This is a genomic window from Dendrosporobacter quercicolus (assembly GCF_900104455.1).
GTDB lineage: Bacteria > Bacillota > Negativicutes > DSM-1736 > Dendrosporobacteraceae > Dendrosporobacter > Dendrosporobacter quercicolus.
This window is the reverse complement of sequence record NZ_FNHB01000006.1, coordinates 177,388-199,825: the sequence shown is the minus strand read 5'-3', so window position 1 is coordinate 199,825 and position 22,438 is coordinate 177,388. Positions and strand designations below refer to the sequence as shown.

Annotated in this window: 39 protein-coding genes; all 39 read right to left on the bottom strand. The window is 48.4% G+C overall.

Going from position 1 to position 22,438, the window contains the following annotated elements; translation table 11 throughout:
- Window position 1: 1 nt before the first annotated feature.
- The 39 genes from BLR06_RS12925 to BLR06_RS12735 all read right to left on the bottom strand — a co-directional run bounded on the left by BLR06_RS12925 (window position 2) and on the right by BLR06_RS12735 (window position 22,111).
- The gene (locus tag BLR06_RS12925; protein ID WP_092073864.1) at window positions 2–856 is read right to left on the bottom strand and encodes an energy-coupling factor transporter ATPase; all 855 of its coding nucleotides are present in this window, start codon (window positions 854–856) and stop codon (window positions 2–4) included.
- Window positions 847–1,680: an energy-coupling factor transporter ATPase gene (locus BLR06_RS12920; RefSeq protein ID WP_092073862.1), complete on the bottom strand. Its 834-nt coding sequence runs from the start codon at window positions 1,678–1,680 to the stop codon at window positions 847–849. The genes BLR06_RS12925 and BLR06_RS12920 overlap by 10 nt, the downstream gene beginning before the upstream one ends.
- A 208-nt stretch (window positions 1,681–1,888) precedes the next feature.
- On the bottom strand, window positions 1,889–2,227 hold the full coding sequence (rplQ, locus tag BLR06_RS12915) for a 50S ribosomal protein L17 (protein WP_092073860.1): 339 nt from the start codon (window positions 2,225–2,227) through the stop codon (window positions 1,889–1,891).
- A gap of 14 nt (window positions 2,228–2,241) precedes the next feature.
- On the bottom strand, window positions 2,242–3,201 hold the full coding sequence (locus BLR06_RS12910; protein WP_092073858.1) for a DNA-directed RNA polymerase subunit alpha: 960 nt from the start codon (window positions 3,199–3,201) through the stop codon (window positions 2,242–2,244).
- 64 nt (window positions 3,202–3,265) lie between these two features.
- Complete coding sequence (gene rpsD, locus BLR06_RS12905; protein WP_092073856.1) at window positions 3,266–3,898, bottom strand: 30S ribosomal protein S4; 633 nt, start codon at window positions 3,896–3,898, stop codon at window positions 3,266–3,268.
- A gap of 25 nt (window positions 3,899–3,923) precedes the next feature.
- Window positions 3,924–4,316, bottom strand: a complete 393-nt coding sequence (gene rpsK / locus BLR06_RS12900) for a 30S ribosomal protein S11 (RefSeq protein WP_092073854.1) — start codon at window positions 4,314–4,316, stop codon at window positions 3,924–3,926.
- Between the two features lie 14 nt (window positions 4,317–4,330).
- Complete coding sequence (gene rpsM / locus BLR06_RS12895; RefSeq protein WP_092073852.1) at window positions 4,331–4,702, bottom strand: 30S ribosomal protein S13; 372 nt, start codon at window positions 4,700–4,702, stop codon at window positions 4,331–4,333.
- A gap of 14 nt (window positions 4,703–4,716) precedes the next feature.
- The gene (gene rpmJ, locus BLR06_RS12890) at window positions 4,717–4,830 is read right to left on the bottom strand and encodes a 50S ribosomal protein L36 (RefSeq protein WP_054259363.1); all 114 of its coding nucleotides are present in this window, start codon (window positions 4,828–4,830) and stop codon (window positions 4,717–4,719) included.
- Window positions 4,831–4,905: 75 nt separating this feature from the next.
- Window positions 4,906–5,124 (bottom strand): translation initiation factor IF-1, encoded by a 219-nt coding sequence (gene infA / locus BLR06_RS12885; RefSeq protein ID WP_092073850.1) that lies wholly within the window; start codon window positions 5,122–5,124, stop codon window positions 4,906–4,908.
- Window positions 5,125–5,156: 32 nt separating this feature from the next.
- Window positions 5,157–5,429: a KOW domain-containing RNA-binding protein gene (locus tag BLR06_RS12880; RefSeq protein ID WP_092073848.1), complete on the bottom strand. Its 273-nt coding sequence runs from the start codon at window positions 5,427–5,429 to the stop codon at window positions 5,157–5,159.
- Window positions 5,430–5,442: 13 nt separating this feature from the next.
- Window positions 5,443–6,189, bottom strand: coding sequence for a type I methionyl aminopeptidase (gene map / locus BLR06_RS12875; RefSeq protein ID WP_092073846.1), 747 nt, complete (start codon window positions 6,187–6,189; stop codon window positions 5,443–5,445).
- A gap of 1 nt (window position 6,190) precedes the next feature.
- A complete protein-coding gene (locus BLR06_RS12870) occupies window positions 6,191–6,838 on the bottom strand; it encodes an adenylate kinase (RefSeq protein ID WP_092073844.1) in 648 nt (215 codons plus the stop codon).
- Between the two features lie 14 nt (window positions 6,839–6,852).
- The gene (gene secY, locus BLR06_RS12865) at window positions 6,853–8,109 is read right to left on the bottom strand and encodes a preprotein translocase subunit SecY (RefSeq protein WP_092073842.1); all 1,257 of its coding nucleotides are present in this window, start codon (window positions 8,107–8,109) and stop codon (window positions 6,853–6,855) included.
- 1 nt (window position 8,110) lies between these two features.
- Window positions 8,111–8,551 (bottom strand): 50S ribosomal protein L15, encoded by a 441-nt coding sequence (rplO, locus tag BLR06_RS12860; RefSeq protein WP_092073840.1) that lies wholly within the window; start codon window positions 8,549–8,551, stop codon window positions 8,111–8,113.
- An 18-nt stretch (window positions 8,552–8,569) separates the two neighbouring features.
- On the bottom strand, window positions 8,570–8,755 hold the full coding sequence (gene rpmD / locus BLR06_RS12855; RefSeq protein WP_092073838.1) for a 50S ribosomal protein L30: 186 nt from the start codon (window positions 8,753–8,755) through the stop codon (window positions 8,570–8,572).
- A gap of 12 nt (window positions 8,756–8,767) precedes the next feature.
- Window positions 8,768–9,268, bottom strand: coding sequence for a 30S ribosomal protein S5 (gene rpsE, locus BLR06_RS12850; RefSeq protein WP_092073836.1), 501 nt, complete (start codon window positions 9,266–9,268; stop codon window positions 8,768–8,770).
- A 24-nt stretch (window positions 9,269–9,292) separates the two neighbouring features.
- Window positions 9,293–9,661, bottom strand: a complete 369-nt coding sequence (rplR, locus tag BLR06_RS12845) for a 50S ribosomal protein L18 (RefSeq protein ID WP_092073834.1) — start codon at window positions 9,659–9,661, stop codon at window positions 9,293–9,295.
- Window positions 9,662–9,687: 26 nt separating this feature from the next.
- Window positions 9,688–10,236: a 50S ribosomal protein L6 gene (rplF, locus tag BLR06_RS12840; RefSeq protein WP_092073832.1), complete on the bottom strand. Its 549-nt coding sequence runs from the start codon at window positions 10,234–10,236 to the stop codon at window positions 9,688–9,690.
- A gap of 30 nt (window positions 10,237–10,266) precedes the next feature.
- A complete protein-coding gene (gene rpsH / locus BLR06_RS12835; RefSeq protein ID WP_092073830.1) occupies window positions 10,267–10,665 on the bottom strand; it encodes a 30S ribosomal protein S8 in 399 nt (132 codons plus the stop codon).
- 26 nt (window positions 10,666–10,691) lie between these two features.
- Window positions 10,692–10,877 (bottom strand): type Z 30S ribosomal protein S14, encoded by a 186-nt coding sequence (locus tag BLR06_RS12830; protein WP_092073828.1) that lies wholly within the window; start codon window positions 10,875–10,877, stop codon window positions 10,692–10,694.
- 13 nt (window positions 10,878–10,890) lie between these two features.
- A complete protein-coding gene (rplE, locus tag BLR06_RS12825) occupies window positions 10,891–11,430 on the bottom strand; it encodes a 50S ribosomal protein L5 (protein ID WP_092073826.1) in 540 nt (179 codons plus the stop codon).
- A 23-nt stretch (window positions 11,431–11,453) separates the two neighbouring features.
- Entirely contained in the window at window positions 11,454–11,789 is a 336-nt protein-coding gene (gene rplX / locus BLR06_RS12820) for a 50S ribosomal protein L24 (protein WP_092073823.1), read from the bottom strand.
- A 17-nt stretch (window positions 11,790–11,806) separates the two neighbouring features.
- Window positions 11,807–12,175, bottom strand: coding sequence for a 50S ribosomal protein L14 (gene rplN / locus BLR06_RS12815; RefSeq protein WP_092073821.1), 369 nt, complete (start codon window positions 12,173–12,175; stop codon window positions 11,807–11,809).
- Window positions 12,176–12,238: 63 nt separating this feature from the next.
- Window positions 12,239–12,496 carry a 30S ribosomal protein S17 gene (rpsQ, locus tag BLR06_RS12810; RefSeq protein ID WP_092073819.1) on the bottom strand — a complete coding sequence of 86 codons (258 nt, stop codon included), beginning with the start codon at window positions 12,494–12,496 and terminating at the stop codon, window positions 12,239–12,241.
- Between the two features lie 56 nt (window positions 12,497–12,552).
- Window positions 12,553–12,756 (bottom strand): 50S ribosomal protein L29, encoded by a 204-nt coding sequence (rpmC, locus tag BLR06_RS12805; RefSeq protein WP_092073817.1) that lies wholly within the window; start codon window positions 12,754–12,756, stop codon window positions 12,553–12,555.
- A complete protein-coding gene (gene rplP, locus BLR06_RS12800) occupies window positions 12,746–13,213 on the bottom strand; it encodes a 50S ribosomal protein L16 (protein ID WP_092073815.1) in 468 nt (155 codons plus the stop codon). Before rplP ends, rpmC begins: the two co-directional genes overlap by 11 nt.
- Entirely contained in the window at window positions 13,213–13,881 is a 669-nt protein-coding gene (gene rpsC / locus BLR06_RS12795) for a 30S ribosomal protein S3 (RefSeq protein ID WP_092073813.1), read from the bottom strand. The genes rplP and rpsC overlap by 1 nt, the downstream gene beginning before the upstream one ends.
- A 20-nt stretch (window positions 13,882–13,901) precedes the next feature.
- On the bottom strand, window positions 13,902–14,234 hold the full coding sequence (gene rplV, locus BLR06_RS12790; protein ID WP_092073811.1) for a 50S ribosomal protein L22: 333 nt from the start codon (window positions 14,232–14,234) through the stop codon (window positions 13,902–13,904).
- A gap of 22 nt (window positions 14,235–14,256) precedes the next feature.
- Complete coding sequence (gene rpsS, locus BLR06_RS12785; protein WP_092073809.1) at window positions 14,257–14,538, bottom strand: 30S ribosomal protein S19; 282 nt, start codon at window positions 14,536–14,538, stop codon at window positions 14,257–14,259.
- Between the two features lie 80 nt (window positions 14,539–14,618).
- The gene (gene rplB, locus BLR06_RS12780) at window positions 14,619–15,446 is read right to left on the bottom strand and encodes a 50S ribosomal protein L2 (RefSeq protein ID WP_092073807.1); all 828 of its coding nucleotides are present in this window, start codon (window positions 15,444–15,446) and stop codon (window positions 14,619–14,621) included.
- Between the two features lie 27 nt (window positions 15,447–15,473).
- A complete protein-coding gene (rplW, locus tag BLR06_RS12775; protein ID WP_092073805.1) occupies window positions 15,474–15,761 on the bottom strand; it encodes a 50S ribosomal protein L23 in 288 nt (95 codons plus the stop codon).
- Window positions 15,761–16,387: a 50S ribosomal protein L4 gene (gene rplD, locus BLR06_RS12770; RefSeq protein WP_092073803.1), complete on the bottom strand. Its 627-nt coding sequence runs from the start codon at window positions 16,385–16,387 to the stop codon at window positions 15,761–15,763. Before rplD ends, rplW begins: the two co-directional genes overlap by 1 nt.
- A 39-nt stretch (window positions 16,388–16,426) precedes the next feature.
- The gene (gene rplC / locus BLR06_RS12765) at window positions 16,427–17,068 is read right to left on the bottom strand and encodes a 50S ribosomal protein L3 (RefSeq protein WP_092073801.1); all 642 of its coding nucleotides are present in this window, start codon (window positions 17,066–17,068) and stop codon (window positions 16,427–16,429) included.
- Between the two features lie 15 nt (window positions 17,069–17,083).
- The gene (rpsJ, locus tag BLR06_RS12760; protein ID WP_092073799.1) at window positions 17,084–17,395 is read right to left on the bottom strand and encodes a 30S ribosomal protein S10; all 312 of its coding nucleotides are present in this window, start codon (window positions 17,393–17,395) and stop codon (window positions 17,084–17,086) included.
- Between the two features lie 156 nt (window positions 17,396–17,551).
- Window positions 17,552–18,739 carry an elongation factor Tu gene (gene tuf / locus BLR06_RS12755; protein ID WP_092073797.1) on the bottom strand — a complete coding sequence of 396 codons (1,188 nt, stop codon included), beginning with the start codon at window positions 18,737–18,739 and terminating at the stop codon, window positions 17,552–17,554.
- Between the two features lie 29 nt (window positions 18,740–18,768).
- Window positions 18,769–20,847 (bottom strand): elongation factor G, encoded by a 2,079-nt coding sequence (gene fusA, locus BLR06_RS12750; RefSeq protein WP_092073795.1) that lies wholly within the window; start codon window positions 20,845–20,847, stop codon window positions 18,769–18,771.
- A gap of 45 nt (window positions 20,848–20,892) precedes the next feature.
- Window positions 20,893–21,363, bottom strand: coding sequence for a 30S ribosomal protein S7 (rpsG, locus tag BLR06_RS12745; RefSeq protein WP_092073793.1), 471 nt, complete (start codon window positions 21,361–21,363; stop codon window positions 20,893–20,895).
- A 36-nt stretch (window positions 21,364–21,399) separates the two neighbouring features.
- Window positions 21,400–21,777: a 30S ribosomal protein S12 gene (gene rpsL / locus BLR06_RS12740; RefSeq protein WP_092073791.1), complete on the bottom strand. Its 378-nt coding sequence runs from the start codon at window positions 21,775–21,777 to the stop codon at window positions 21,400–21,402.
- Between the two features lie 82 nt (window positions 21,778–21,859).
- Window positions 21,860–22,111 (bottom strand): L7Ae/L30e/S12e/Gadd45 family ribosomal protein, encoded by a 252-nt coding sequence (locus BLR06_RS12735; RefSeq protein ID WP_092073789.1) that lies wholly within the window; start codon window positions 22,109–22,111, stop codon window positions 21,860–21,862.
- Window positions 22,112–22,438: the final 327 nt, after the last annotated feature.

The window sequence follows — 22,438 nt, the reverse complement described above, 5'->3', positions numbered from 1 at the left end:
GTTATCTTTCCCCCAGCGCCTGAATAATATTTGCAACCGCTTCGTCAACGGTCAGCAGCTGATCATTAATATTAAGACCGCGTGTTTTCAACTTGCCCAGAAGCGCAGTAACCGGCGGCACATCCACTCCGGCCGCCTTTAATTTGTCCGGTTCTCCGAAGACCGCCTGCGGCGTGCCGTCCAAACTGATCTGGCCGTCATTCATGACAATCAGCCGTGTTGCCAGCTTAGCCACATCCTCCATGTTATGGGATACTAAAATAACCGCGATCCCGGAGCGCTGATATAGCTTTGCTATTTCTTGAAATATTTCGTCACGCCCCCGCGGGTCCAGCCCGGCGGAAGGTTCATCCAAAATCAGATATTCCGGCTCAAGCGCAATCACTCCGGCTATGGCAACCCGGCGCATCTGACCGCCGCTTAGCTGAAAAGGCGACCGCTCGGCATAGGCGGAAAAGTCCAGGCCGGCAAAAGCCATTGCCCGCCGCACTCTGGCATCGACCTCTTCCGTTGATAAGCCCAGATTTTTCGGGCCAAAGGCAATATCGGCATAAATGGTCTCTTCAAATAATTGGTGTTCGGGATACTGAAATACCATGCCCACTTTACTGCGGACAGTTTTGGCCGCATCCTTTTTGCCGTGCAAATCAATTCCATCAATGGATACAGAGCCGGAAGTCGGCTTTAATATCCCGTTTAGATGCTGCACTAACGTTGATTTCCCCGACCCGGTATGGCCAATGATCGCTACAAATTCCCCTTTACAAATCTTAAGATTGATTTGCTTAATGGCGGTACGTTCGAACGGGGTTTTCGGCATATACGTATATGTGACATTTTTTAATTCTATGGACATAAGGCCACCGCCAAATCCTCATCGGTGATGATATGCGCAGGCAGTTGAATTTTCTCGCCCCGCAGGCGCTCGGCGACTTCCGCCGCCAGTGGAACATCCAGCCCCAGACTTTTCAGCAGCCTGACCTGACTGAAAACTTCCACAGGAGTGCCGCTGTACACAATACGCCCCTCACCCATAACGATAATTCTGTCAGCAGCCGCCGCCTCCTCCATAAAATGGGTTATATAGATAACGGTAATACCGGCGGCGCTATGCAGCTCCTTCACGGTTTCCAGCACTTCGCGCCGGCCCAGCGGGTCCAGCATGGCGGTAGGCTCGTCCAAAACCAGGCACTTCGACTGCATCGCCAGCACTCCGGCAATCGCCACCCGCTGCTTCTGCCCGCCTGATAAAAGATGCGGCCCATGCAGACGGTAATCGTTCATTCCTACCAACTGTAAGGCGCGGTCAACCCGCCGGGCAATCTCGGCCGGCGGCAGACCCAGATTTTCAGGACCAAAAGCGACATCCTCCTCAACCACAGTGGCGACAAGCTGATTATCAGGATTTTGAAATACCATACCAACCGCCTGCCTGATCTTCCAGAGCTCTGCCGGTTCGGCGGTAGACAGGCCGTCAATCAGGCAGCTGCCGCTGGTCGGCAGCAGCAAGGCGTTAAAATGTTTGGCCAGCGTTGACTTGCCTGAACCATTGGTTCCGATCACAGCGACAAACTCGCCCGCGTTAATTGTTAAATTTATATGATCAAGCGCCAGCCGCTGTTCATCATTCCCCGCAGCATAAGCATGGCACAAATGTTCAACTTTAATAAACTCTCCCATAATCTAGCTCCTTATATAAAAGCTAATCTTAAACATATGAATTGAACCACAGAGGACACGGAGTACACGGAGGATTTACGGGAGGGAAATATAGCCGGAGCGATAACTATCGCTCCCGTTACCCTCTGTGACCTCTGTGCCCTCTGTGGTTCAATATCGTATCTTGTCTATAACGAATAAGGCGACCCTGATGGTCGCCTTTCGATCATTACACCAATTCCAGTATTGCCATCGGCGCAGCATCGCCGCGACGGGGTCCAAGCTTAATTACCCGCGTGTAACCGCCTTGACGATTATTATATTTAGGGGCAATGGTATCAAACAGTTTTTTTGCCACTTCTTCGTCCATGAGCTGTGCCAAAACCTGACGGCGGGCGTGTAAATCGCCGCGCTTGGCTAAAGTAATCAATTGTTCAGCAAGTCCGCTGATTTCTTTGGCTTTAGCTTCCGTTGTTTCAATACGCTCGTACGAAAAGAAGGAAGTCAAAATGCTGCGAAACAGCGCTTTACGTGCGCTACTGTCACGTCCTAACTTTCTGTAGGCCATAATCTTCCCTCCTCCTACTCTTCAAATTCAGTCAGTGCCAACCCTAGTTCATCCAGCTTCTTTTTCACTTCTTCCAGTGATTTACGGCCAAGATTACGCACTTTCATCATATCTTCTTCACTTTTTTGGGCCAATTCGGCTACCGTATTGATGCCGGCCCGTTTTAAGCAGTTATAGGATCGAACTGAAAGATCCAAATCTTCAATCGTCATTTCCAATGTTTTGGAAACTCCCGATTCCGGCACCTCAGTAAACGTTCCTTCAGTTCCCTCGTCTTCCGGGGGAGCGCCAGCCATGTTCTGAAACAGCCTGAGGTGGGCAATCATGATACTGGACGATTTGCTGATCGCTTCTTCAGGTCTCATGCTGCCGTCAGTCCATAACTCCAGCGTAAGTTTGTCGTAATCTGTGACGTTACCGACACGAGTATCAGTTACACTATAATTCACTCTCTGGATAGGCGAAAAAATGGAGTCAATCGGAATAATACCGATCACATGATCAGCCTTTTTGTTCTTATCTGCAGGAACATAGCCTCGGCCGCGCTCAACGGTAATTTCCATTTTCAGCGAACCGCTGGCGTCTACAGTTGCCAAATGCAATTCCGGGTTAAGTATTTCGACATCAGGGTCAGTGAATATATCACCCGCTGCGACTGCTTTTTCGCCTTGAACATCAACCCGTAAAATTTTTGGCTCATCACAATGCATTTTGAGACACAGTGATTTCAAATTCAAAATAATGTCAGTAACGTCTTCCCGAACGCCGGGAATGGTAGAAAACTCGTGAAGTACTCCTTCAATTTTAATTGAAGTTACTGCAGCGCCCTGCAATGAAGATAGTAGTATCCGCCGCAAGCTGTTGCCCAGCGTAGTGCCATAGCCCCGCTCCAGCGGTTCACAAACAAATTTTCCATAACGACTATCTTCACTTATTTCTACTATCTCGATTTTCGGTTTTTCGATTTCGATCATCTGGAATAACCCTCCTCATTTGTGCGCACTACTAAGTCACGCCATACCCGCGGCTGAGGGCGTATTATCTGGAGTACAATTCAACAATCAGATGCTCTTGGATAGGCGTATCAATCTCATCCCGGCTCGGATAGCGAACTACTTTTCCGCTCATATCTTGAGCTGAAGTTTCTAACCACATTGGAGCTGTCTTGTGGCCAATGGCTTCAAATATTTGTTTGAGCAGCGGCGATTCCTTGCTGCTTTCATGTACTTGAATAACATCGCCTGGTTTAATCAGGTAGGACGGAATATTCACCCTGCGGCCATTGACGGTAAAATGTCCGTGACGCACAAGTTGTCTGCCCTGGTTACGGCTGGCGGCAAAGCCCAAACGGTATACCACGTTATCCAGTCTTCTTTCCAGCATGACCAGCAGATTTTCACCGGTAACGCCTTTTTGGCGCTCGGCTTTTTCAAAATAGGCATGGAATTGTCCTTCCAGCATACCATAGGCGCGCCGGGCTTTCTGCTTTTCTCTCAGCTGAATTCCATACTCGGATACCTTCTTGCGGGCTTGCGTTTGGCCATGCTGGCCAGGAGCATAGCTGCGTTTGGTAAACGCGCATTTATCACTATAGCATTTATCGCCCTTCAGATATAATTTCGCACCTTCCCGGCGGCAAAGTCTGCAAACAGGACCTATATATCTTGCCATTCTTGTTAAACACCTCCCAAATTTTTTATACTCTTCTCCGCTTCGGCGGACGGCAGCCATTATGAGGAATTGGCGTTACATCTTTAATCAGATTAACTTCCAGACCAGCCGCCTGCAGTGACCTGATCGCCGCTTCGCGTCCGGCGCCGGGACCTTTAACAAAGACTTCCACTTGTTTCAGTCCATGCTCCATTGCCGCTTTGGCGGCAGTCTCAGCAGCAATTTGCGCAGCAAACGGAGTACTTTTACGGGAACCGCGGAATCCGAGGCCGCCTGCGCTAGCCCAGGACAAGGCATTGCCTCTGGTATCGGTCAGCGTAACAATCGTATTATTGAAAGTCGAGCGGATATGGGCGATGCCGTGCTCGATGTTTTTACGTTCTTTTCTTTTCGGTCTAGCAACTTTTTTAGCTACCACAGCTTCTCACTCCCTTACTTTTTCTTTTTCGCGCCAACAGTTCTTTTCGGACCTTTACGGGTACGGGCGTTGGTCTTGGTTCTTTGGCCCCTGACCGGAAGCCCCATGCGATGTCTCTTGCCGCGATAGGAACCAATTTCAATCAAGCGTTTGATATTTAATGATTCTTCCCGCCGCAAATCGCCTTCAACCCGATAGTTCTTATCAATGATTTCACGAAGCTTGGAAACTTCTTCCTCAGTCAAGTCACGGGTACGGGTATCAGGATTAATCCCTGTGGCCGCCAAAATTTCCTTCGAAATCGTCAGGCCAATACCAAATATATAGGTTAAAGCAATCTCAATTCGTTTATCACGTGGTAAATCTACGCCGGCAATACGTGCCATGTATCGTCCACCCCCTAACCTTGTTTTTGTTTATGTTTGGGATTTTCACAAATCACCATTACGTTACCATGACGCTTAATTACTTTGCATTTCTCACAAATGGGCTTGACCGATGGTCTTACTTTCATTTGCTCCGTCCTCCTTTTCATTCATTGCCTGTTTCACGCTTGCTGCTATCCGTCCGCCAGCAAGCATCAAAAGCGCTATTTGAAACGGTAGGTAATCCGGCCGCGTTTTAAATCATATGGCGTTAACTCAACAGTAACTTTATCGCCAGGCAATATCCGAATAAAATTCATCCTGATTTTACCGGAGACATGCGCCAATACGACATGCCCATTTTCCAGTTCTACCTGGAACATAGCATTAGGCAGGGCTTCGATAACCGTACCTTCTACCTCAATTACATCTTGTTTGGACACGAGATGTTCCCTCCTCGTCCGCTTCTCACAGATTATCCGGTATACAAATTTGCGATAGCCTGACGGATATCTTCATCCGAAGTTTTACTCCCGCTGTGAAGTTTTTCCGCCACCGCCAGAGCAATTGCTTGGTAAGCTTTGACATGCCGAATATTTTTCTTCTTCGGATTTGTGACTCTGCGCTCCCGGCCGTCAGCCAACAAAACATACTTGCCGGTGAGCCCTATCACCAGATAGGGCTGGCCTGTATCGCGACCGGCCAGGCTGGTAACAAGCTGGCCAATTGAAATATGGTGGGCTGACACAGCGTCTCGCCTCCTACCGCTTGGTCAAAATTTCCGGCTTGTCATCAGTTATGGCAATGGTATGTTCGAAATGCGCGGAAGGCTTGCCATCCTTAGTCACAACCGTCCATCCGTCATCCAGCGTCTTTACCTCATGTGTCCCCAGATTAATCATTGGCTCAATCGCCAAAGTCATACCGGATTTTAATCGTGGGCCTCGACCGGGCTGGCCGTAATTCGGTACCTGAGGGTCTTCATGCATTTTCCTGCCAATGCCATGCCCGACATAGTCTCGCACAACGCCATAGCCATACGCTTCGGCATGGGCCTGGACGGCGTGGGAAATGTCGCCAAGACGGTTGCCTGCCATTGCTTTTTCAATACCTTTGTATAAAGATTGTTCGGTAACTTCAAGCAGTTTCTGCACTGAGGCGTCTACATCACCAACAGCGACGGTAACCGCAGCATCGCCATTATAGCCATTAATTACCGCTCCAATGTCAATACTGACATTATCTCCATTTTTTAACTTCTTTAAACCTGGAATGCCGTGAACGACTTGTTCGTTTATAGAAGCGCAAATATTGCCTGGAAAACCGTTATAGCCCTTAAAGGTGGGAATAGCGCCACGGCCTTTTATATATTCTTCGGCGATCCTATCCAGTTCAAGCGTACTTACTCCCGGCTTAGCGGCTTTTTCCACCTCAGTCAGTGTTTCAGCCACTATTTTGCCGGCATCGCGCATATAAGCAAGCTCCCGGTCTGATTTTAGGATGATCATCCTATTCGCCCCTCAGGCTGGCAACAATATCACTTAAAACTTTATCTATCGGCTGCCGACCGTCAATTTCCGTATACAAGCCTTTATCCTGGTAATACTCAACCAGCGGTTTGGTTTGCGCGCTGTACACGGCTAAGCGCTTGGTGATTGTCTCTTCACGGTCATCATCGCGCTGGTATAAGTCACCGGTGCATTTATCGCACTTGTCGGTAAGCGTTGCCGGCTTGAAGATAATGTGATAAGTTGCGCCACAGCTTTTGCAGATCCGTCGGCCCGTGGCCCGGCTGACTAAGTCGGCAGCCGGAACACTGATATTTATCACGCGATTAAGTCTTATTCCCAGTTCGGCCAGCGTACGATCAAGGGCATCAGCCTGCTCAATCGTCCGGGGAAATCCATCCAGGATAAAACCTTGCTTGCAGTCCGGTTTAGCCAGACGCTCTTTTACGATCCCGATTGTTACACTGTCAGGAACCAGTTGGCCGGCATCCATGCAGGCTTTGGCCTGTTTACCAAGCTCGGTGCCTTCTTTTACTGCCGCCCTGAACATATCTCCGGTTGAGATATGCGGGATTTCAAATTTCTCGACTAGTTTCTCCGCCTGCGTACCTTTACCGGCGCCAGGCGGTCCCATCAAAAGGATATACATCGCGAGCCTACCTCCTACTTCATGAAGCCTTGATAGTGGCGCATTAAGACCATAGCCTCGATTTGCTTCATCGTGTCAAGAGCTACGCCAACCACAATCAAGAGGGCGGTGCCGCCAAAATACACCCCTGGGATATTTGTCACAGCCCCCACAAAGTTGGGCAAAATGGCAATCAGTGCAAGAAATATTGCCCCTGCAAGTGTAATTCTGGTCATAACGCGGTCCAAATAGTCTGCAGTTGGTTTACCCGGGCGTAGTCCTGGAATAAAACCACCGTATTTTTTCATGTTCTCTGCCATATCCGATATATTCATAGTAACCGCAGTATAGAAGTACGTGAAGAAAATAATCAGGATCGCATACAGAGCTGTCTGTAGCGGTGTACCCCACGCAAACCATTCCGCTAACGTTTTTACCCAGGAAACATTAATAAACTGGGCAATGGTTACCGGGAACATCAGCACGGATGACGCAAAGATTACTGGAATAACACCCGCTTGATTTACTTTAAGCGGAATGTGTGTGGACTGACCGCCGTACATCTTGCGGCCGACCACTCTTTTGGCATATTGTACGGGAATCCTTCGTTGCCCCTGTTGGATTGAAATAACAAAAACCATCATGGCCAGCGCAATAATAACATACAACAGCACATTAAAGTAATTGATCGTACCTGCCTGCAGGTACTTATAAATGGTAACAAGACTGCTTGGCAGCTGGGAAACGATACCCGCAAAGATAATCAGCGAAATCCCGTTGCCAATGCCCTTTTCCGTAATCTGCTCGCCCACCCACATTAAGAATGTGGTGCCGGCGGTCAGTGTTATCGCGATCAGCAAAATCGGGCCGATCCCCGGGCTGACGATAGCTGCTTTCAAACCGAAAGCCATTCCAATGGCCTGAATAAACCCCAGCAGCACTGTGCCATAGCGAGTAATCTGGGTGATTTTCTTTCGCCCTTCTTCGCCTTCCTTCGCCCACTGCTCAAACTTCGGTACAACAACTGTTAACAGCTGCATAATAATCGAAGCGTTGATATAAGGCGTAATACTCATTGCAAACACTGAGAACTTACTTAATGCGCCGCCGGAGAACATGTCCAGCAGGCCAAACAGGTTGCCGCTGGTAAACAGCTGTTCAATAACGGCGGGATTGACGCCCGGAACGGGTATATGTGTGCCGGCGCGAAACACTAAGAACATTGCCAGCGTAAATACAATTTTTTGTCTGAGCTCAGTAATCTTGAGTATATTGGACAGGCCTGAAAGCACCTTAGATCACCTCGACTTTTCCGCCAGCCGCTGCAATTTTTTCGGCTGCTGACTTGGTAAAGCCGTTGGCGATTACAGTAAGTGATTTTTCCAGTTCGCCGTTGCCTAAAATGCGAACACCGTCACGGACATTTTTCAAAATGCCAATTTCGATTAAAGCGACCGGATCTACGACAGCGCCGTTGTCAAAGCGGTTGAGATCGGAAACGTTGACTTCAGCAAATTCTTTGGCGAATTTATTATAGAAACCACGTTTCGGCAGTCTGCGGTAAATCGGCATTTGGCCGCCTTCAAAGCCGGTACGAACACCGCCGCCGGCACGGGCTTTCTGCCCTTTATGACCTTTTCCGGATGTCTTGCCAAGACCGGAACCAAGACCACGGCCAACACGGGTACGAACCTTCTTCGATCCAGGGGCCGGAGCTAATTCGTGTAATTTCATGCGTAGCACCTCCTTGAACTAGTCTTGCACTTCTTCAACACTGACAAGATGTTCCACTTTGCGGATCATCCCTCTGATAACCGCATTGTCATCCTGTACTTTCACACTGTTGGTTTTACCTAAACCCAAAGCCCGGACAGTAGCACGTTGATCTTCAGGTCTGCCAATCAGGCTTCTGGTAAGAGTAATTTTGAGCTTTGCCATTGAATACCCTCCTTAACCCAAAAGTTCCTGAACCGTTTTACCGCGAAGTTCAGCCACTTGTTCAGCCCGCTTCAGCTGTTCCAGACCTTTTAATGTAGCTTGCACCATATTATTCGGATTGGATGAACCAAGCGATTTTGTTAATATATCCCGTACACCGGAAAGTTCAAGTACGGCGCGAGCCGGACCGCCGGCGATAACCCCGGTACCTTCGGAAGCAGGCTTCATCAGCACGCGTCCTGCACCAAATTCACCAATTATTTGATGTGGAATTGTCGTTCCTACCAAGGGAACTGCAATGAGATTCTTCTTGGCGTCTTCAATTCCTTTTCTGATTGCTTCAGGAACTTCGCCTGCTTTACCCAGACCGGCGCCGACATGCCCGTTTTCATCGCCGACAACTACCAGCGCGCTGAAGGAAAAACGACGTCCGCCCTTAACAACCTTGGCGACTCTGTTGATAAACACAACTTTCTCTTTTAGTTCAAGAGTAGTGTGGTCAATTCTGGCCATTGATGTACCTCCTTTTGCAAAATTCTAGAATTCAAGCCCTGCTTCACGCGCTGCTGCTGCTAAAGCCGCCACTCTACCGTGATAGAGGTAACCGCCGCGGTCAAACACCACTTGTTTAATGCCCTGATCCAGCGCGCGTTTGGCAATTGCCTCACCCACTGCTTTAGCGGCCTCAATGTTGCCGCCATAATTCAGCGCCTGACTTACTTCTTTATCCATAGTGCTTGCTGACACCAGCGTAGCACCGGTATGATCATTGATGATTTGAGCATAAATATGGCTCAAACTGCGAAAAACATTTAAGCGGGGTCTTTCGGCAGTACCAATTATATTCTTACGAACTCTAAGATGCCGCTTTTGACGAGCTGCATTTTTGTTCTGTTTACGAAGCAAGGTGTTCACTCCTTTCACTTAGCAATCTACTTCTTGCCTTTACCGCCTGCTTTACCAACTTTGCGGCGGACAACTTCGCCTTCATACCTGATTCCCTTGCCTTTATAAGGTTCTGGTTCGCGATAGCCGCGAATCTTGGCGGCCATAGCGCCAACATGCTCTTTATTAATGCCTGACACTACAATTCTGTTTGGTGCAGGTACATCAAGCGTAATGCCTGCAGGCGGCTCTACTTCCAGCGGATGTGACAATCCAAGGGATAAGGCTACCTTACTGCCGGCCTTGGCTGCTCTGTAGCCAACACCGTGAATTTCCAATGTTCTGCTGAAGCCTTGCGTCACGCCGTTTACCATATTGGCAATCAAGGTGCGGCTCAGACCGTGCAGCGATCTATGGGCTTTCTCATCGGAAGGCCGTTTTACCAACAGGGTATTGCCTTCAATTTCCAAAATCATATCTTTATGAATTTGACGGGTAAGCTCGCCTTTGGGGCCTTTTACTGAAACCAAATTGTGATCGACCGTAACTGTTACGTTAGCAGGGATTTCAATTGGCGCTCTTCCTATTCTCGACATCTGGACACCTCCTAGCTACAAAAAATCTCATTACCAAACGTAAGCGACCACTTCACCGCCAAGACCATTGCGACGAGCCTGCTTATCGCTCATCAGACCTTTGGAAGTGGAAACAATTGCAATACCAAGACCGCCTAACACACGCGGCAGTTGATCTTTCTTTGCATATACACGTAAACCGGGTTTTGATATACGTTTAATACCGGTGATTACTTTTTCGCGGTTCGGACCATATTTCAAGCTGACGCGCAAAACACCCTGCTTGCTGTCTTGAACCAGTTCGAAGTCCTTAATAAAACCTTCTTCTTTTAAAATACCGGCAATAGCCTGCTTAATTTTCGAGCCTGGTATTTCTACTTTATCATGATATACCGAATTCGCATTGCGCAAACGGGTCAGCATATCAGCGATTGGATCGGTCATTACCATAGGGACATACCTCCTTCCGTTAATGTCTACCAGCTAGCTTTGGTTACCCCGGGAATGGCGCCTTTGTAGCTTTGTTCTCTGAAACAAATACGGCACATCTCGAATTTACGCAGATAGCCGTGCGGGCGGCCGCAAATTTTACATCTGTTATATTTACGTACGCTGAATTTAGGTTCGCGTTTCCATTTTTCAATTAATGCCTTTTTGGCCACAAATGTCCCTCCTTTACGCGCTGAATGGCATGCCCATCAGTTTTAGAAGCTCTCTTGCCTCTTCATCTGATTTGGCAGTGGTAACAATAATGATATCCATGCCGCGGATCTTATCCACTTTATCATACTCGATTTCCGGAAATATCAGTTGTTCCTTCACACCCATGGTATAATTTCCGCGACCGTCAAACGATTTGGGATTAACGCCACGGAAATCACGAACCCGGGGCAGTGCAACATTAAGCAATTTATCTAAAAACTCAAACATGCGCTGACCGCGCAGGGTAACTTTTGCCCCGATCGGCATTCCCTCGCGAATCTTGAACGCCGCCAGGGATTTTTTAGCACGGGTTACGACCGGCCGCTGACCGGCGATCTGCATCATATCATTGACTGCTGCATCGAGTACTTTAGGATTGCCGACAGCCTCACCCACGCCCATGTTGAGCACAACCTTTTCAACTTTGGGAATTTCCATGATATTTTTATAGCCAAACTTCTCCATCATTGCCGGAGCGACTTCATTCAGGTATTTTTCTTTCAGTCTGAGCACTGATCGTTACCTCCTTTCTTCGCTTACTTATCTTTATCAACAATTTCGCCGCACTTTTTGCAAGCACGTACGGATGAGCCATTTGCTAAAGCGCTTTTTTTAATTCTGGTAGGTTGAGCGCAAGCCGGGCATACCAGCATCACCTTAGCGGAATGCAGCGGAGCTTCCTTAACAACGATGCCGCCTTGCGGCGCGCTTTGGCTTGGTTTGGTGTGGCGCTTAACCGTATTAATGCCTTCGACGATAACTTTGCCTTTTTTGGGCAATGCGGCAACAATTTTTCCTTTTTTGCCTTTATCTTTACCAGACAATACCAGAACAGTATCGCCTTTTTTTACGTGCAGTTTAGCTTGTGACATTCCGGACACCTCCTAACTTAGATTACTTCCGGAGCCAGTGAGATAATTTTCATAAAATCTTTCTCACGCAGTTCTCTGGCGACTGGTCCGAATATACGGGTACCTCTTGGGCTTTTATCATCTTTGATGACGACTGCGGCGTTTTCATCGAAACGGATATAGGAACCGTCAGGACGGCGTAAGCCTTTTTTGGATCTTACCACTACAGCCTTAACTACATCACCTTTTTTTACCACACCGCCGGGAGACGCAGCTTTAACTGCAGCGACAATTACATCGCCGATGCTGGCATATCTGCGGAAAGAACCGCCCAATACCCGGATGCACATAATCTCTTTGGCGCCGGTATTGTCTGCAACACTCAGGATTGTCTGCTGTTGAATCATTGTTATCCCTCCTTCTCGAAATGTCTGGTGCAATCAGCGAACAATATGACTCTTCGAGATCAACTACTTCGCTCTTTCAAGCACTTCTATTACTCTCCAGCGCTTATCCTTGGAAAGCGGACGTGTTTCCATGATTTCAACAGTATCGCCGATATGGCTGTCATTGTTTTCATCATGAGCCTTAAACTTAACCGTCTTTTTCATGGACTTTTTATACAGTGGATGCTGTACCAAACGCTCTATTGCTACCACAACTGTTTTATCCATTTTATCGCTAACCACTTTGCCAATCCTGGTTTTACGCTCATTTCTTTCAGTCATGTATTATATAGCCTCCTTCCGTTCATGCCTCTTTCAAACTCCGGTAAGAACGTCCACTACGCCTGCCGGGCTTTATGCTCCTGTGCACGCTGGACGGTCTTAACGCGGGCGATGGTTTTCTTAACCTCTTTAATCCGCATTGGATTTTCAAGTTGCCCGGTAGCCAGTTGAAATCTGAGGTTAAACAACTCATCCTTGAGGGAAGCAAGTTTTTGGTTAAGTTCACTTGCATCCATTTCACGAATCTCATTAACCTTCATTTACTTCACCGCCCTCTGCTTCTGGAACTTCAGCTTCTGGAACTTCAGCTTCAGCCCGTTTAACAAATTTTGTTTTGATCGGCAGTTTATGGGCGGCCAGACGCATGGCCTCTTTGGCCAGTTCTTCACTAACGCCGTCCATTTCAAACATAATCCGGCCGGGCTTTACTACTGCAACCCAGTACTCCGGCGAGCCTTTTCCGCTTCCCATGCGGGTTTCGGCCGGTTTTGCGGTAATTGGTTTATCCGGGAATATTTTAATCCATACTTTACCGCCGCGCTTAATGTAACGGGTCATTGCAATACGCGCCGCTTCTATCTGTCGGTTGGTGATCCAGGCCGGCTCCAGCGCCTGCAGACCAAATTCGCCGTGGCTGACGGTATTGCCCTTGTTGGCTTTACCTTTCATCCGGCCGCGAAACTGTTTGCGGTGCTTTACTCTTTTTGGTATTAACATTATGCTTCGCTCCCTTCAACAACGGCAGCGGGCTTTTTGGCCTCCGGCAGAACTTCGCCCTTATAGATCCACACTTTTACGCCTATCCGGCCGTAAGTTGTGTGGGCCTCGGCAGTTCCGTAGTCGATATCGGCTCTTAGGGTGTGGAGCGGGATACTCCCTTCACGATAGCCTTCGCTACGGGCAATCTCAGCGCCGCCGAGACGACCGCCAACCATTACTTTAATTCCTTTTGCTCCCATCCGCATTGTACGGCTGACCGACTGTTTCATTGCCCGGCGGAAAGCGATGCGGCGTTCTAATTGTGAGGCAATATTCTCGGCAACTAAAGTTGCATTAAGATCAGCCTGTTTTACTTCAGCGATATTTACATCAACATTCTTCTCGGTCATACCTCTGAGACCGCGTTTGATTTCCTCAATGCCTGACCCGCCGCGGCCAATAACCATGCCGGGTTTAGCCGTATGAATGGTTATTTTCAGACGATTGGCGGCCCGCTCGGTTTCAATTTTCGAGATGCCGGCGTTGAACAGCCTGGCTTTTAAAAATTTACGAATTCTTATATCTTCATGCAAATTTTTTGCATAATCCTTATCGGCATACCACTTTGCATCCCAGGTTTTAATTACGCCAAGGCGCAAGCCATGTGGATTGACTTTCTGACCCAATTGATTTCCCTCCTTCGCTTTTATCTTTCTTTAACAACTACCGTTACGTGACTGCTGCGCTTTAAAATTTTAAACGCCTGGCCACGGGACCGCGGATGAATGCGCTTGAGCGTGGGCCCTTGATCGACATACGCCGCAGATACATAGAGATTATCAACATTCATGTCATTATTGTGCTCAGCATTGGCTACCGCCGACTTCAGCACTTTTTCAATCACTTCAGCTCCGACTTTCGGAGTGTATTTCAGAATCGCAAACGCTTCGCCAATATTTTTACCGCGAATCAGGTCCATGACAATACGAACCTTCCGAGGCGCAATGCGAACATATTTTGCAACTGCCTTAGCTTCCACAGCTTAGCCTCCTTTCGGCAAACTATCTCAATGATGTACGTCTTTCTTCACCGGAATGACCCTTGAACGTACGGGTCGGCGCAAATTCGCCAAGTTTATGGCCTACCATATCTTCAGTTACATAGACAGGCACATGCTTGCGTCCATCATGCACCGCAATGGTGTGTCCAACAAAGCTGGGCAGAATAGTGGAACTGCGCGACCAGGTCTTAATGACTTTTTTTTCATTTTTATCGTTCATGGCATCAATTTTTTTCATTACGCTTTCATGCACATAAGGTCCTTTTTTAATTGATCTGGACACTGGTTCATCCTCCCTTCACAATTCGTGTTAGTGGCTAAGCCGCATTCTTCAGCGGCTTAGCTATTTAAACGGTCAAAGCCTTATTTCGTACGGCGTTTGACAATCAGCTTATCTGAAGATTTGGCCCGGCGGGTTTTGGCGCCATTCGCATGTTTACCCCAAGGAGTAACCGGATGCTTACGGCCAACCGGCGAGCGGCCTTCACCACCGCCGTGCGGATGGTCAATCGGGTTCATTGCCACGCCGCGGTTTGCCGGACGAATGCCCAGCCAGCGCGACCGGCCGGCTTTACCAATACTGATGTTTTCGTGCTCTAAGTTGCCAACCTGACCAATGGTGGCTTTACAGTTGACATGAACTTTTCTGAGTTCACCGGAAGGCAAGCGCAAGAGGGCGTAGTCGCCTTCCTTGGCCATTAACTGAGCGCCGGTGCCGGCTGAACGGACCAGCTGGCCGCCTTTGCCGATTTTAAGTTCAATATTGTGCAGCATAGTGCCGACTGGAATATTCTTAAGCGCCAGAGCATTCCCGGGCTTGATATCGGCTTCCGGGCCGCTCATAATAGTATCGCCGGCTTTTAGGCCGTTCGGCGCTAAAATATAGCGTTTTTCGCCATCGGCGTAGTTCAGCAGTGCAATCCGGGCCGAACGGTTGGGATCGTACTCAATTGTAGCAATTTTCGCCGGAACTCCGTCCTTATTGCGTTTGAAATCAATCAGTCTGTACAGGCGTTTATGTCCGCCGCCCTGATGTCTTACGGTTAAACGGCCCTGGTTATTACGGCCGCCGTGTTTTTGCAGACGTTCAACCAATGATCTTTCAGGCTTGTCGGTAGTAATTTCATCGAAACTGGCTACCGTCATAAATCTTCTGCCTGCAGAATAAGGTTTAAAACTTTTTACTGCCATTGGTACCCCTCCTTTTCACAATAGTGGTTATACGCCTTCGAAGAATTCAATCCGCTCACCGGGAGCGAGTTTAACGATGGCTTTTTTATAATCCGAACGTTTGCCCTGAGTACGTCCCATCCGTTTGGTTTTACCCAAAACCCGGATGGTATTGACGGCAAGAACTTTTACTTTAAACAGTTCTTCAACAGCTCTGCGAATTTCAATTTTGTTGGCTGAAGGAGCAACAACAAAAGTATATTTATTATCCTGCATCAAGCTGGTTGTTTTTTCGGTAACCATTGGGCGAAGTAACACATCACGTGCGTTTGCCATTACGCAAGCACCTCCTCAATGCGGGTGACTGCATCTTTAGTAATAAACACTTTACCATGGTAAAGTATGTCGTAAACATTAAGACCAGTGGAAGCAATTGCCTTAACGCCGGGAATGTTGCGGGAAGATTTCTCCACAGTTTCGATTGTTTCTGCGGTAATAATCAGCGCTTTATCCTCAGCGGCTTTAAAATCGTTCAGCATTTTTACCACATGTTTGGTTTTAGGCTGTTCAAAGTTAATATTGTCAACAACCACCAATTCGCCTTCCAGCACTTTGGCCGATAAGGCGGACTTCAGGGCCAGCCGGCGTTGTTTGCGCGGCATTCTGAACGCATAAGAGCGGGGTTGAGGACCGAAAACAGTACCGCCGCCTACCCAGATTGGGGAACGGGTGCTGCCGGCGCGGGCCCGGCCGGTACCTTTTTGTTTCCAAGGCTTGCGTCCGCCACCGCGGACAAAACCTCTGGTTTTGGTGGCATGAGTGCCAAGACGCTGGCTGGCAAGCTGCATGACAACCGCCTGATGAAGCACAGCCTCGTTTACTTCTATTCCAAAAACATGCTCATTTAATTCAATATCGCCGGTCTGATTACCGGCAATATCATATACTGCTACTTTCGGCATATAGAACATCCTCCTTTCGATGTCCGGGAACCCCCGAACTTATTTGTTGGGCTTTACCGTGTTTTTGATCACAACAAAGCTTCCTTTAGGACCAGGGATAGCGCCTTTAATCAAAATTAAATTGCGCTCGGCATCCACTCTGACGACACTCAGACGTTGTATTGTAACCTGCTGACCACCCATGTGCCCAGGCAGTTTTTTCCCTTTGAATACTTTACCGCCGCCGCCGCTCATCCGGGGACCGATAGAACCCGGTTCACGATGCGATTTAGAACCGTGCGCCATTGGGCCGCGTCTAAAGTTGTGGCGTTTGATACCGCCGGCAAAGCCTTTTCCTTTGGCGGTACCGGTCACATCAATCAACTCGCCGGCGCTGAACACATCTACGCTTATAACATCGCCTTGATTATATTCAGAAGCGCTGGGCAGACGCATTTCGCGAATGAATTTTACCGGCTCGGCGCCGGCTTTAGCAAAATGACCTTTCATCGGTTTGGTAACCTTTTTATCTTTAACAGTGCCGAAGCCCAATTGCACCGCATTATATCCATCGTTTTCAACAGTCTTGCTTTGAACTACAACGGTTTTGCCAGACTCAACGACTGTAACCGGAACTACTTTGCCTTCTTCAGTAAAGATTTGGGTCATGCCAAGTTTTCTACCTAAGATTCCTTTAGCCATTATTGCCACCTCCTCCTACAGCTTAATCTCGATATCCACACCAGCCGGCAGATCAAGACGCATCAGTGCATCAACGGTCTTTGAAGTCGGCTCAAGGATGTCAATCAGACGTTTATGGGTACGCATTTCAAATTGCTCCCGGGAGTCTTTATTGACATGTGGAGAACGAAGAATTGTAAAAATATTTTTTTCAGTAGGAAGTGGAATCGGCCCCGATACCAAAGCACCCGTTCTTTTTGCTGTTTCCACAATTTTCACCGCGCTTTGATCCAGCGCCTTGTGGTCGTATGCTTTGAGGCGGATTCTGATTTTTTGTTGTTTAGCCATTTTATTTCCTCCTTATCGCCCGGTTTCTTGTGAACGGACATTCTCCGCGGAAATTCCCCCCGCTGCCACGCGGGCAACCTTCCACGTCATCGCATTGGGTAACATCCAGGACCTTACTTTAGATAAGGGCGACCTGCGGCCGCCCCTACAGTAAATTTAAGCTTCAATTGCAGTTACAACGCCTGCGCCGACCGTACGTCCGCCTTCGCGAATTGCAAAGCGCAAACCTTCTTCAATTGCAATCGGAGTAATCAGCTCGATCGCCATTTGAATGTTGTCGCCAGGCATAACCATTTCCACGCCTTCAGGAAGGTTTACCACACCGGTAACGTCAGTTGTCCGGAAATAGAACTGGGGACGATAATTGGTGAAAAACGGCGTATGACGCCCGCCTTCTTCTTTGGACAGTACATAAACTTCGGCTTTGAATTTGGTGTGCGGTTTAATGGAACCAGGCTTGGCCAATACCTGACCGCGCTCGATTTCCTTACGCTCAACACCACGCAGCAGAGCGCCGATATTGTCGCCGGCCACTGCCGAGTCCAGCAGCTTGCGGAACATTTCCACACCAGTTACAACAGTGGATTTCGGTTTTTCAGTCATACCAACGATTTCAATGGTATCGCCGACTTTGATTTCACCGCGTTCCACACGACCGGTGGCAACAGTGCCGCGGCCGGTAATCGTAAACACATCCTCGACAGGCATCAGGAAGGATTTGTCAGTATCGCGGACAGGAGTCGGGATGTATTCATCAACAGCATCCATCAATTCCATGATTTTTGCTTCATAAGCGGCATCGCCTTCCAGCGCTTTCAGCGCGGAACCTGCGATCACAGGGATGTCATCGCCGGGGAACTCATAGCTGGACAGAAGCTCGCGAACTTCCATTTCCACCAGTTCCATTAATTCGGCGTCATCAACCATATCGGCTTTATTCAGGAACACAACCATTGCCGGCACGCCTACCTGACGGGACAGCAGAATGTGCTCGCGGGTTTGCGGCATCGGACCGTCAGCTGCGCTACAAACCAGAATCGCACCATCCATTTGCGCAGCGCCGGTGATCATGTTTTTGACATAGTCGGCATGGCCGGGGCAGTCAACGTGCGCATAATGGCGTTTTGCCGTTTCATACTCAACGTGGGCGGTATTGATGGTAATACCGCGTTCTCTTTCTTCCGGTGCTTTATCAATCATATCATAAGCCAAAAATTCCGCACCGCCGGCTTTCGCCAATACTTTGGTAATCGCTGCAGTCAAAGTGGTCTTGCCATGGTCAACGTGACCGATTGTGCCGATGTTTACATGCGGTTTGTTTCTTTCAAATTTTTTCTTTGCCATTGTTTTTTTCCTCCTTTAATTTTCCTGCTTTACGCGCCTTTTACTTTTGCGATAATAGCCTCAGAAATATTTTTAGGAACCTCATCATAGTGAGAAATTTCCATGGAATAGGTACCGCGGCCCTGAGTTTTTGAACGCAGGTCTGTTGCATAACCAAACATTTCGGCGAGCGGTACAAATGCGTTGATCACCTGTGCACCGGCCCGGGCTTCCATGCCTTCAATGCGGCCGCGTCTTGAGTTCAAGTCGCCGATAACATCGCCCATGTACTCTTCCGGAACAGTTACTTCAACCTTCATGTAGGGTTCAAGGAGTGTCGGGCTGGCCTTGGCCGCACCGGCTTTAAAGCCCATCGAACCGGCAATTTTGAACGCCATCTCCGAAGAGTCGACATCATGGTAGGAGCCGTCAAACACAGTTACTTTGATATCAACCATTGGATAGCCGGCGATAACGCCATTTTCCATTGCTTCTTTAATCCCGGCTTCAATCGGATTAATGTATTCGCGCGGAATTGCCCCGCCGACAACTTTATTGACAAACTCAAAGCCTTTGCCGACTTCCTGCGGTTCAATTTCCAGCCAGCAATGACCATATTGGCCGCGACCGCCGGACTGACGGACAAACTTGCCTTCAGCCTTAACTGCTTTGCGAATGGTTTCGCGGTAGGCAACCTGCGGCTTGCCGACATTGCAATCCACTTTAAATTCCCGGAGCATGCGATCCACAATAATCTCAAGGTGAAGCTCACCCATTCCGGAAATGATGGTCTGACCGGTTTCCTGATCAGTCTCAACGCGGAAAGTAGGATCTTCTTCAGCCAGACGAGCCAGCGCAACACCCATTTTTTCCTGGTCGGCCTTGGTTTTGGGTTCAACCGCCACCTGAATAACAGGTTCGGGGAATACCATGGATTCCAGAATGATGGGGCGTTTGTCATCGCACAGCGTATCGCCGGTTGTGGTATCCTTCAAGCCAACTGCCGCCGCGATGTCGCCGCTGTAAACCTCTTCGATTTCTTCACGGCGATTGGCATGCATTTGCAGGATACGGCCAATCCGTTCTTTTTTGCCCTTGGTGGAATTAAACACATAGGAGCCGGAAGCAAGCTTGCCGGAATATACCCGGAAGAAAGCCAGCTTACCGACATAAGGGTCGGCCATAATCTTGAACGCCAGCGCCGAAAACGGCAGGCTGTCGTCCGATTCACGCTTATCTTCCTCGCCGGAATCAGGGTCAACCCCTTTGATTGCCGGTATATCCAAAGGCGACGGCATGTAAGCGACCACGGCATCCAGCATGGGCTGAACGCCTTTATTTTTGTAGGATGAGCCGCAAAGCACCGGAGTCATCGTGCAAGCAATGGTGGCCTTGCGGATCCCTGCTTTCACTTCTTCAACAGTGAGTTCTTCGCCCTCAAGATACTTCATCATCAGTTCGTCATCGCTTTCAGCCACGGCATCCAGCAAATTTTGACGGTAAAGTTCAGCCTGTTCTTTCAAATCTTCCGGAATTTCAGTTGACTCGCTGACTTTGCCAAGATCATCGGTATAAATCAGCGCTTTCATTTCCACCAGGTCGACAATGCCTTTAAAGACATCTTCCGACCCGATTGGCAGCTGAATCGGCACCGGGTTTGCGCCCAGCCGGGTTTTCATCATATCGACAACCCGGTAGAAGTCGGCGCCTAAAATATCCATTTTATTCACATAGGCCATCCGTGGTACGCCATATTTGTCGGCTTGACGCCAGACAGTTTCCGACTGTGGCTCCACACCGCCTTTTGCACAAAACACAGCGACCGAGCCATCAAGCACCCTGAGTGACCGTTCTACCTCAACAGTAAAGTCCACGTGTCCTGGTGTGTCAATGATGTTTATGCGATGTCCCAACCACTCACAAGTAGTAGCAGCAGAAGTGATAGTTATACCTCTCTCTTGTTCCTGCACCATCCAGTCCATAGTTGCAGCGCCATCATGTACTTCACCGATTTTGTGTACTCTACCGGTATAAAACAGTATACGTTCAGTTGTAGTGGTTTTTCCGGCGTCAATATGTGCCATGATGCCTATGTTCCGCGTCTTTAAGAGAGGAAACTTTCTAGCCACTATCATCACTCCTTACGGTTTACGTTTAAACACCAGTTATTTTTATTACCAACGATAGTGAGCAAAGGCCTTATTGGCTTCTGCCATTTTATGCGTATCGTCTTTTTTCTTGATGGCGGCGCCAGTATTGTTCGCAGCATCAAGCAATTCATTCGCCAGTCTTTCTTTCATGGTTTTTTCGCCGCGCAGCCTGGCGTAATTGACCATCCAGCGAATACCCAAAGTCAAACGGCGTTCCGGACGCACTTCCACCGGAACCTGGTAGTTTGCGCCGCCCACCCGGCGGGCGCGGACTTCCAATACCGGCATAACATTTTTCATTGCAGTTTCAAACACTTCCAATGGATCTTTGCCGGTTTTCGCTCTTATATTGTCAAAAGCATCATATACTACTCTTTCAGCAACGCCTTTTTTACCGGAAAGCATAACTTTATTGATAAATCTGGTAACTATTTTTGAGTTATACACCGGATCAGGCAGTACATCACGCTTAGGTACAGGTCCTTTTCTTGGCATATTATCCCTCCTTCATCCAAACTTCAGCTTAATTTCTTACTTTTTCTTAGCGCGTTTCGTTCCATATTTCGATCTGCCCTGATTACGGTTTTGAACCCCGGCAGTATCCAGCGCGCCGCGGATGATGTGATAACGGACGCCAGGTAAATCCTTTACCCTGCCACCTCTGATCAGTACCACGGAATGCTCCTGCAAATTATGGCCAATGCCAGGAATATAAGCAGTCACTTCAATGCCATTGGTCAGCCTTACCCTCGCCACTTTCCGGAGCGCCGAATTCGGCTTCTTCGGAGTGGTTGTATATACTCTTGTGCACACACCGCGCTTTTGAGGACACTCTTTCAACGCAGGCGCAGTAGATTTTCTCAGTATATCTTCTCTACTTTTACGTACCAATTGATTAATTGTAGGCATACATACACCTCCTTCCCTAAACTTGAATTTATTATTTAATAATTTCAGTTCTTAAGTATAAGTAACTGAACTATTTAACGCATTACTCCGGCTTTACGGTCGCCGCCGCTGCGGCCCCTACCTCAATCAAACAGGCCTGGCCCAGTTCGGTCATTGTCGCCACTTCCTGTACGGCAACGGCTTTACGGCCACACAGCTCCACCAGCGGCTGAATTACCCGCCTGTCAGCATCCACTGCCACAAAAACCCTGTCCGCAATTCCTTTGGATACCGCCTTGGTAACTTGCTTGACGCCAATCACTTTTTTCGCATTTTTCAGTGCTTCAAGCGGCATTTCATTCACTCCTAATTAACAAACAAATCCAATTGATCTAACAGACACTCTAATATATTAACACTACGCCCGGTCAATGTCAATCAAAATCAAGCCTAAAAATACAGGTTTTCTCTAGTTTTAGCCGCATTTTTTAAGTACACGGGTCGGTGTGTGTCATTGTCTATTAGAATACACCGCTAATCCTGGAATATGCAGCAATGAACCGCCCGAAAAACGGTGAACCGGAAAGTGTACTCGCAGGACATAAAGCGGGAACGCGGTGGGGGGATGCCTACAGTACCGGCAGGCAAAAAACGGTGAAGCTCCATGAGCTTCACCGTTGGC

Excerpts from the sequence above, each read along its gene's own strand:
- BLR06_RS12925 (WP_092073864.1), bottom strand. The coding sequence starts at position 856 with ATGTCCATAGAATTAAAAAATGTCACATATACGTATATGCCGAAAACC.
- BLR06_RS12920 (WP_092073862.1), bottom strand. The coding sequence starts at position 1,680 with ATGGGAGAGTTTATTAAAGTTGAACATTTGTGCCATGCTTATGCTGCG.
- rplQ (WP_092073860.1), bottom strand. The coding sequence starts at position 2,227 with ATGGCCTACAGAAAGTTAGGACGTGACAGTAGCGCACGTAAAGCGCTG.
- BLR06_RS12910 (WP_092073858.1), bottom strand. The coding sequence starts at position 3,201 with ATGATCGAAATCGAAAAACCGAAAATCGAGATAGTAGAAATAAGTGAA.
- rpsD (WP_092073856.1), bottom strand. The coding sequence starts at position 3,898 with ATGGCAAGATATATAGGTCCTGTTTGCAGACTTTGCCGCCGGGAAGGT.
- rpsM (WP_092073852.1), bottom strand. The coding sequence starts at position 4,702 with ATGGCACGTATTGCCGGCGTAGATTTACCACGTGATAAACGAATTGAG.
- rpmJ (WP_054259363.1), bottom strand. The coding sequence starts at position 4,830 with ATGAAAGTAAGACCATCGGTCAAGCCCATTTGTGAGAAATGCAAAGTA.
- map (WP_092073846.1), bottom strand. The coding sequence starts at position 6,189 with ATGATCATCCTAAAATCAGACCGGGAGCTTGCTTATATGCGCGATGCC.
- BLR06_RS12870 (WP_092073844.1), bottom strand. The coding sequence starts at position 6,838 with ATGTATATCCTTTTGATGGGACCGCCTGGCGCCGGTAAAGGTACGCAG.
- rplO (WP_092073840.1), bottom strand. The coding sequence starts at position 8,551 with ATGAAATTACACGAATTAGCTCCGGCCCCTGGATCGAAGAAGGTTCGT.
- rpmD (WP_092073838.1), bottom strand. The coding sequence starts at position 8,755 with ATGGCAAAGCTCAAAATTACTCTTACCAGAAGCCTGATTGGCAGACCT.
- rpsE (WP_092073836.1), bottom strand. The coding sequence starts at position 9,268 with ATGGCCAGAATTGACCACACTACTCTTGAACTAAAAGAGAAAGTTGTG.
- rplF (WP_092073832.1), bottom strand. The coding sequence starts at position 10,236 with ATGTCGAGAATAGGAAGAGCGCCAATTGAAATCCCTGCTAACGTAACA.
- rpsH (WP_092073830.1), bottom strand. The coding sequence starts at position 10,665 with ATGGTAATGACCGATCCAATCGCTGATATGCTGACCCGTTTGCGCAAT.
- rplX (WP_092073823.1), bottom strand. The coding sequence starts at position 11,789 with ATGTCACAAGCTAAACTGCACGTAAAAAAAGGCGATACTGTTCTGGTA.
- rplN (WP_092073821.1), bottom strand. The coding sequence starts at position 12,175 with ATGATTCAACAGCAGACAATCCTGAGTGTTGCAGACAATACCGGCGCC.
- rpsQ (WP_092073819.1), bottom strand. The coding sequence starts at position 12,496 with ATGACTGAAAGAAATGAGCGTAAAACCAGGATTGGCAAAGTGGTTAGC.
- rpmC (WP_092073817.1), bottom strand. The coding sequence starts at position 12,756 with ATGAAGGTTAATGAGATTCGTGAAATGGATGCAAGTGAACTTAACCAA.
- rplP (WP_092073815.1), bottom strand. The coding sequence starts at position 13,213 with ATGTTAATACCAAAAAGAGTAAAGCACCGCAAACAGTTTCGCGGCCGG.
- rplB (WP_092073807.1), bottom strand. The coding sequence starts at position 15,446 with ATGGCAGTAAAAAGTTTTAAACCTTATTCTGCAGGCAGAAGATTTATG.
- rplW (WP_092073805.1), bottom strand. The coding sequence starts at position 15,761 with ATGGCAAACGCACGTGATGTGTTACTTCGCCCAATGGTTACCGAAAAA.
- rplD (WP_092073803.1), bottom strand. The coding sequence starts at position 16,387 with ATGCCGAAAGTAGCAGTATATGATATTGCCGGTAATCAGACCGGCGAT.
- rplC (WP_092073801.1), bottom strand. The coding sequence starts at position 17,068 with ATGGCTAAAGGAATCTTAGGTAGAAAACTTGGCATGACCCAAATCTTT.
- rpsJ (WP_092073799.1), bottom strand. The coding sequence starts at position 17,395 with ATGGCTAAACAACAAAAAATCAGAATCCGCCTCAAAGCATACGACCAC.
- tuf (WP_092073797.1), bottom strand. The coding sequence starts at position 18,739 with ATGGCAAAGAAAAAATTTGAAAGAAACAAACCGCATGTAAACATCGGC.
- rpsG (WP_092073793.1), bottom strand. The coding sequence starts at position 21,363 with ATGCCAAGAAAAGGACCTGTACCTAAGCGTGATGTACTGCCTGATCCG.
- rpsL (WP_092073791.1), bottom strand. The coding sequence starts at position 21,777 with ATGCCTACAATTAATCAATTGGTACGTAAAAGTAGAGAAGATATACTG.
- BLR06_RS12735 (WP_092073789.1), bottom strand. The coding sequence starts at position 22,111 with ATGCCGCTTGAAGCACTGAAAAATGCGAAAAAAGTGATTGGCGTCAAG.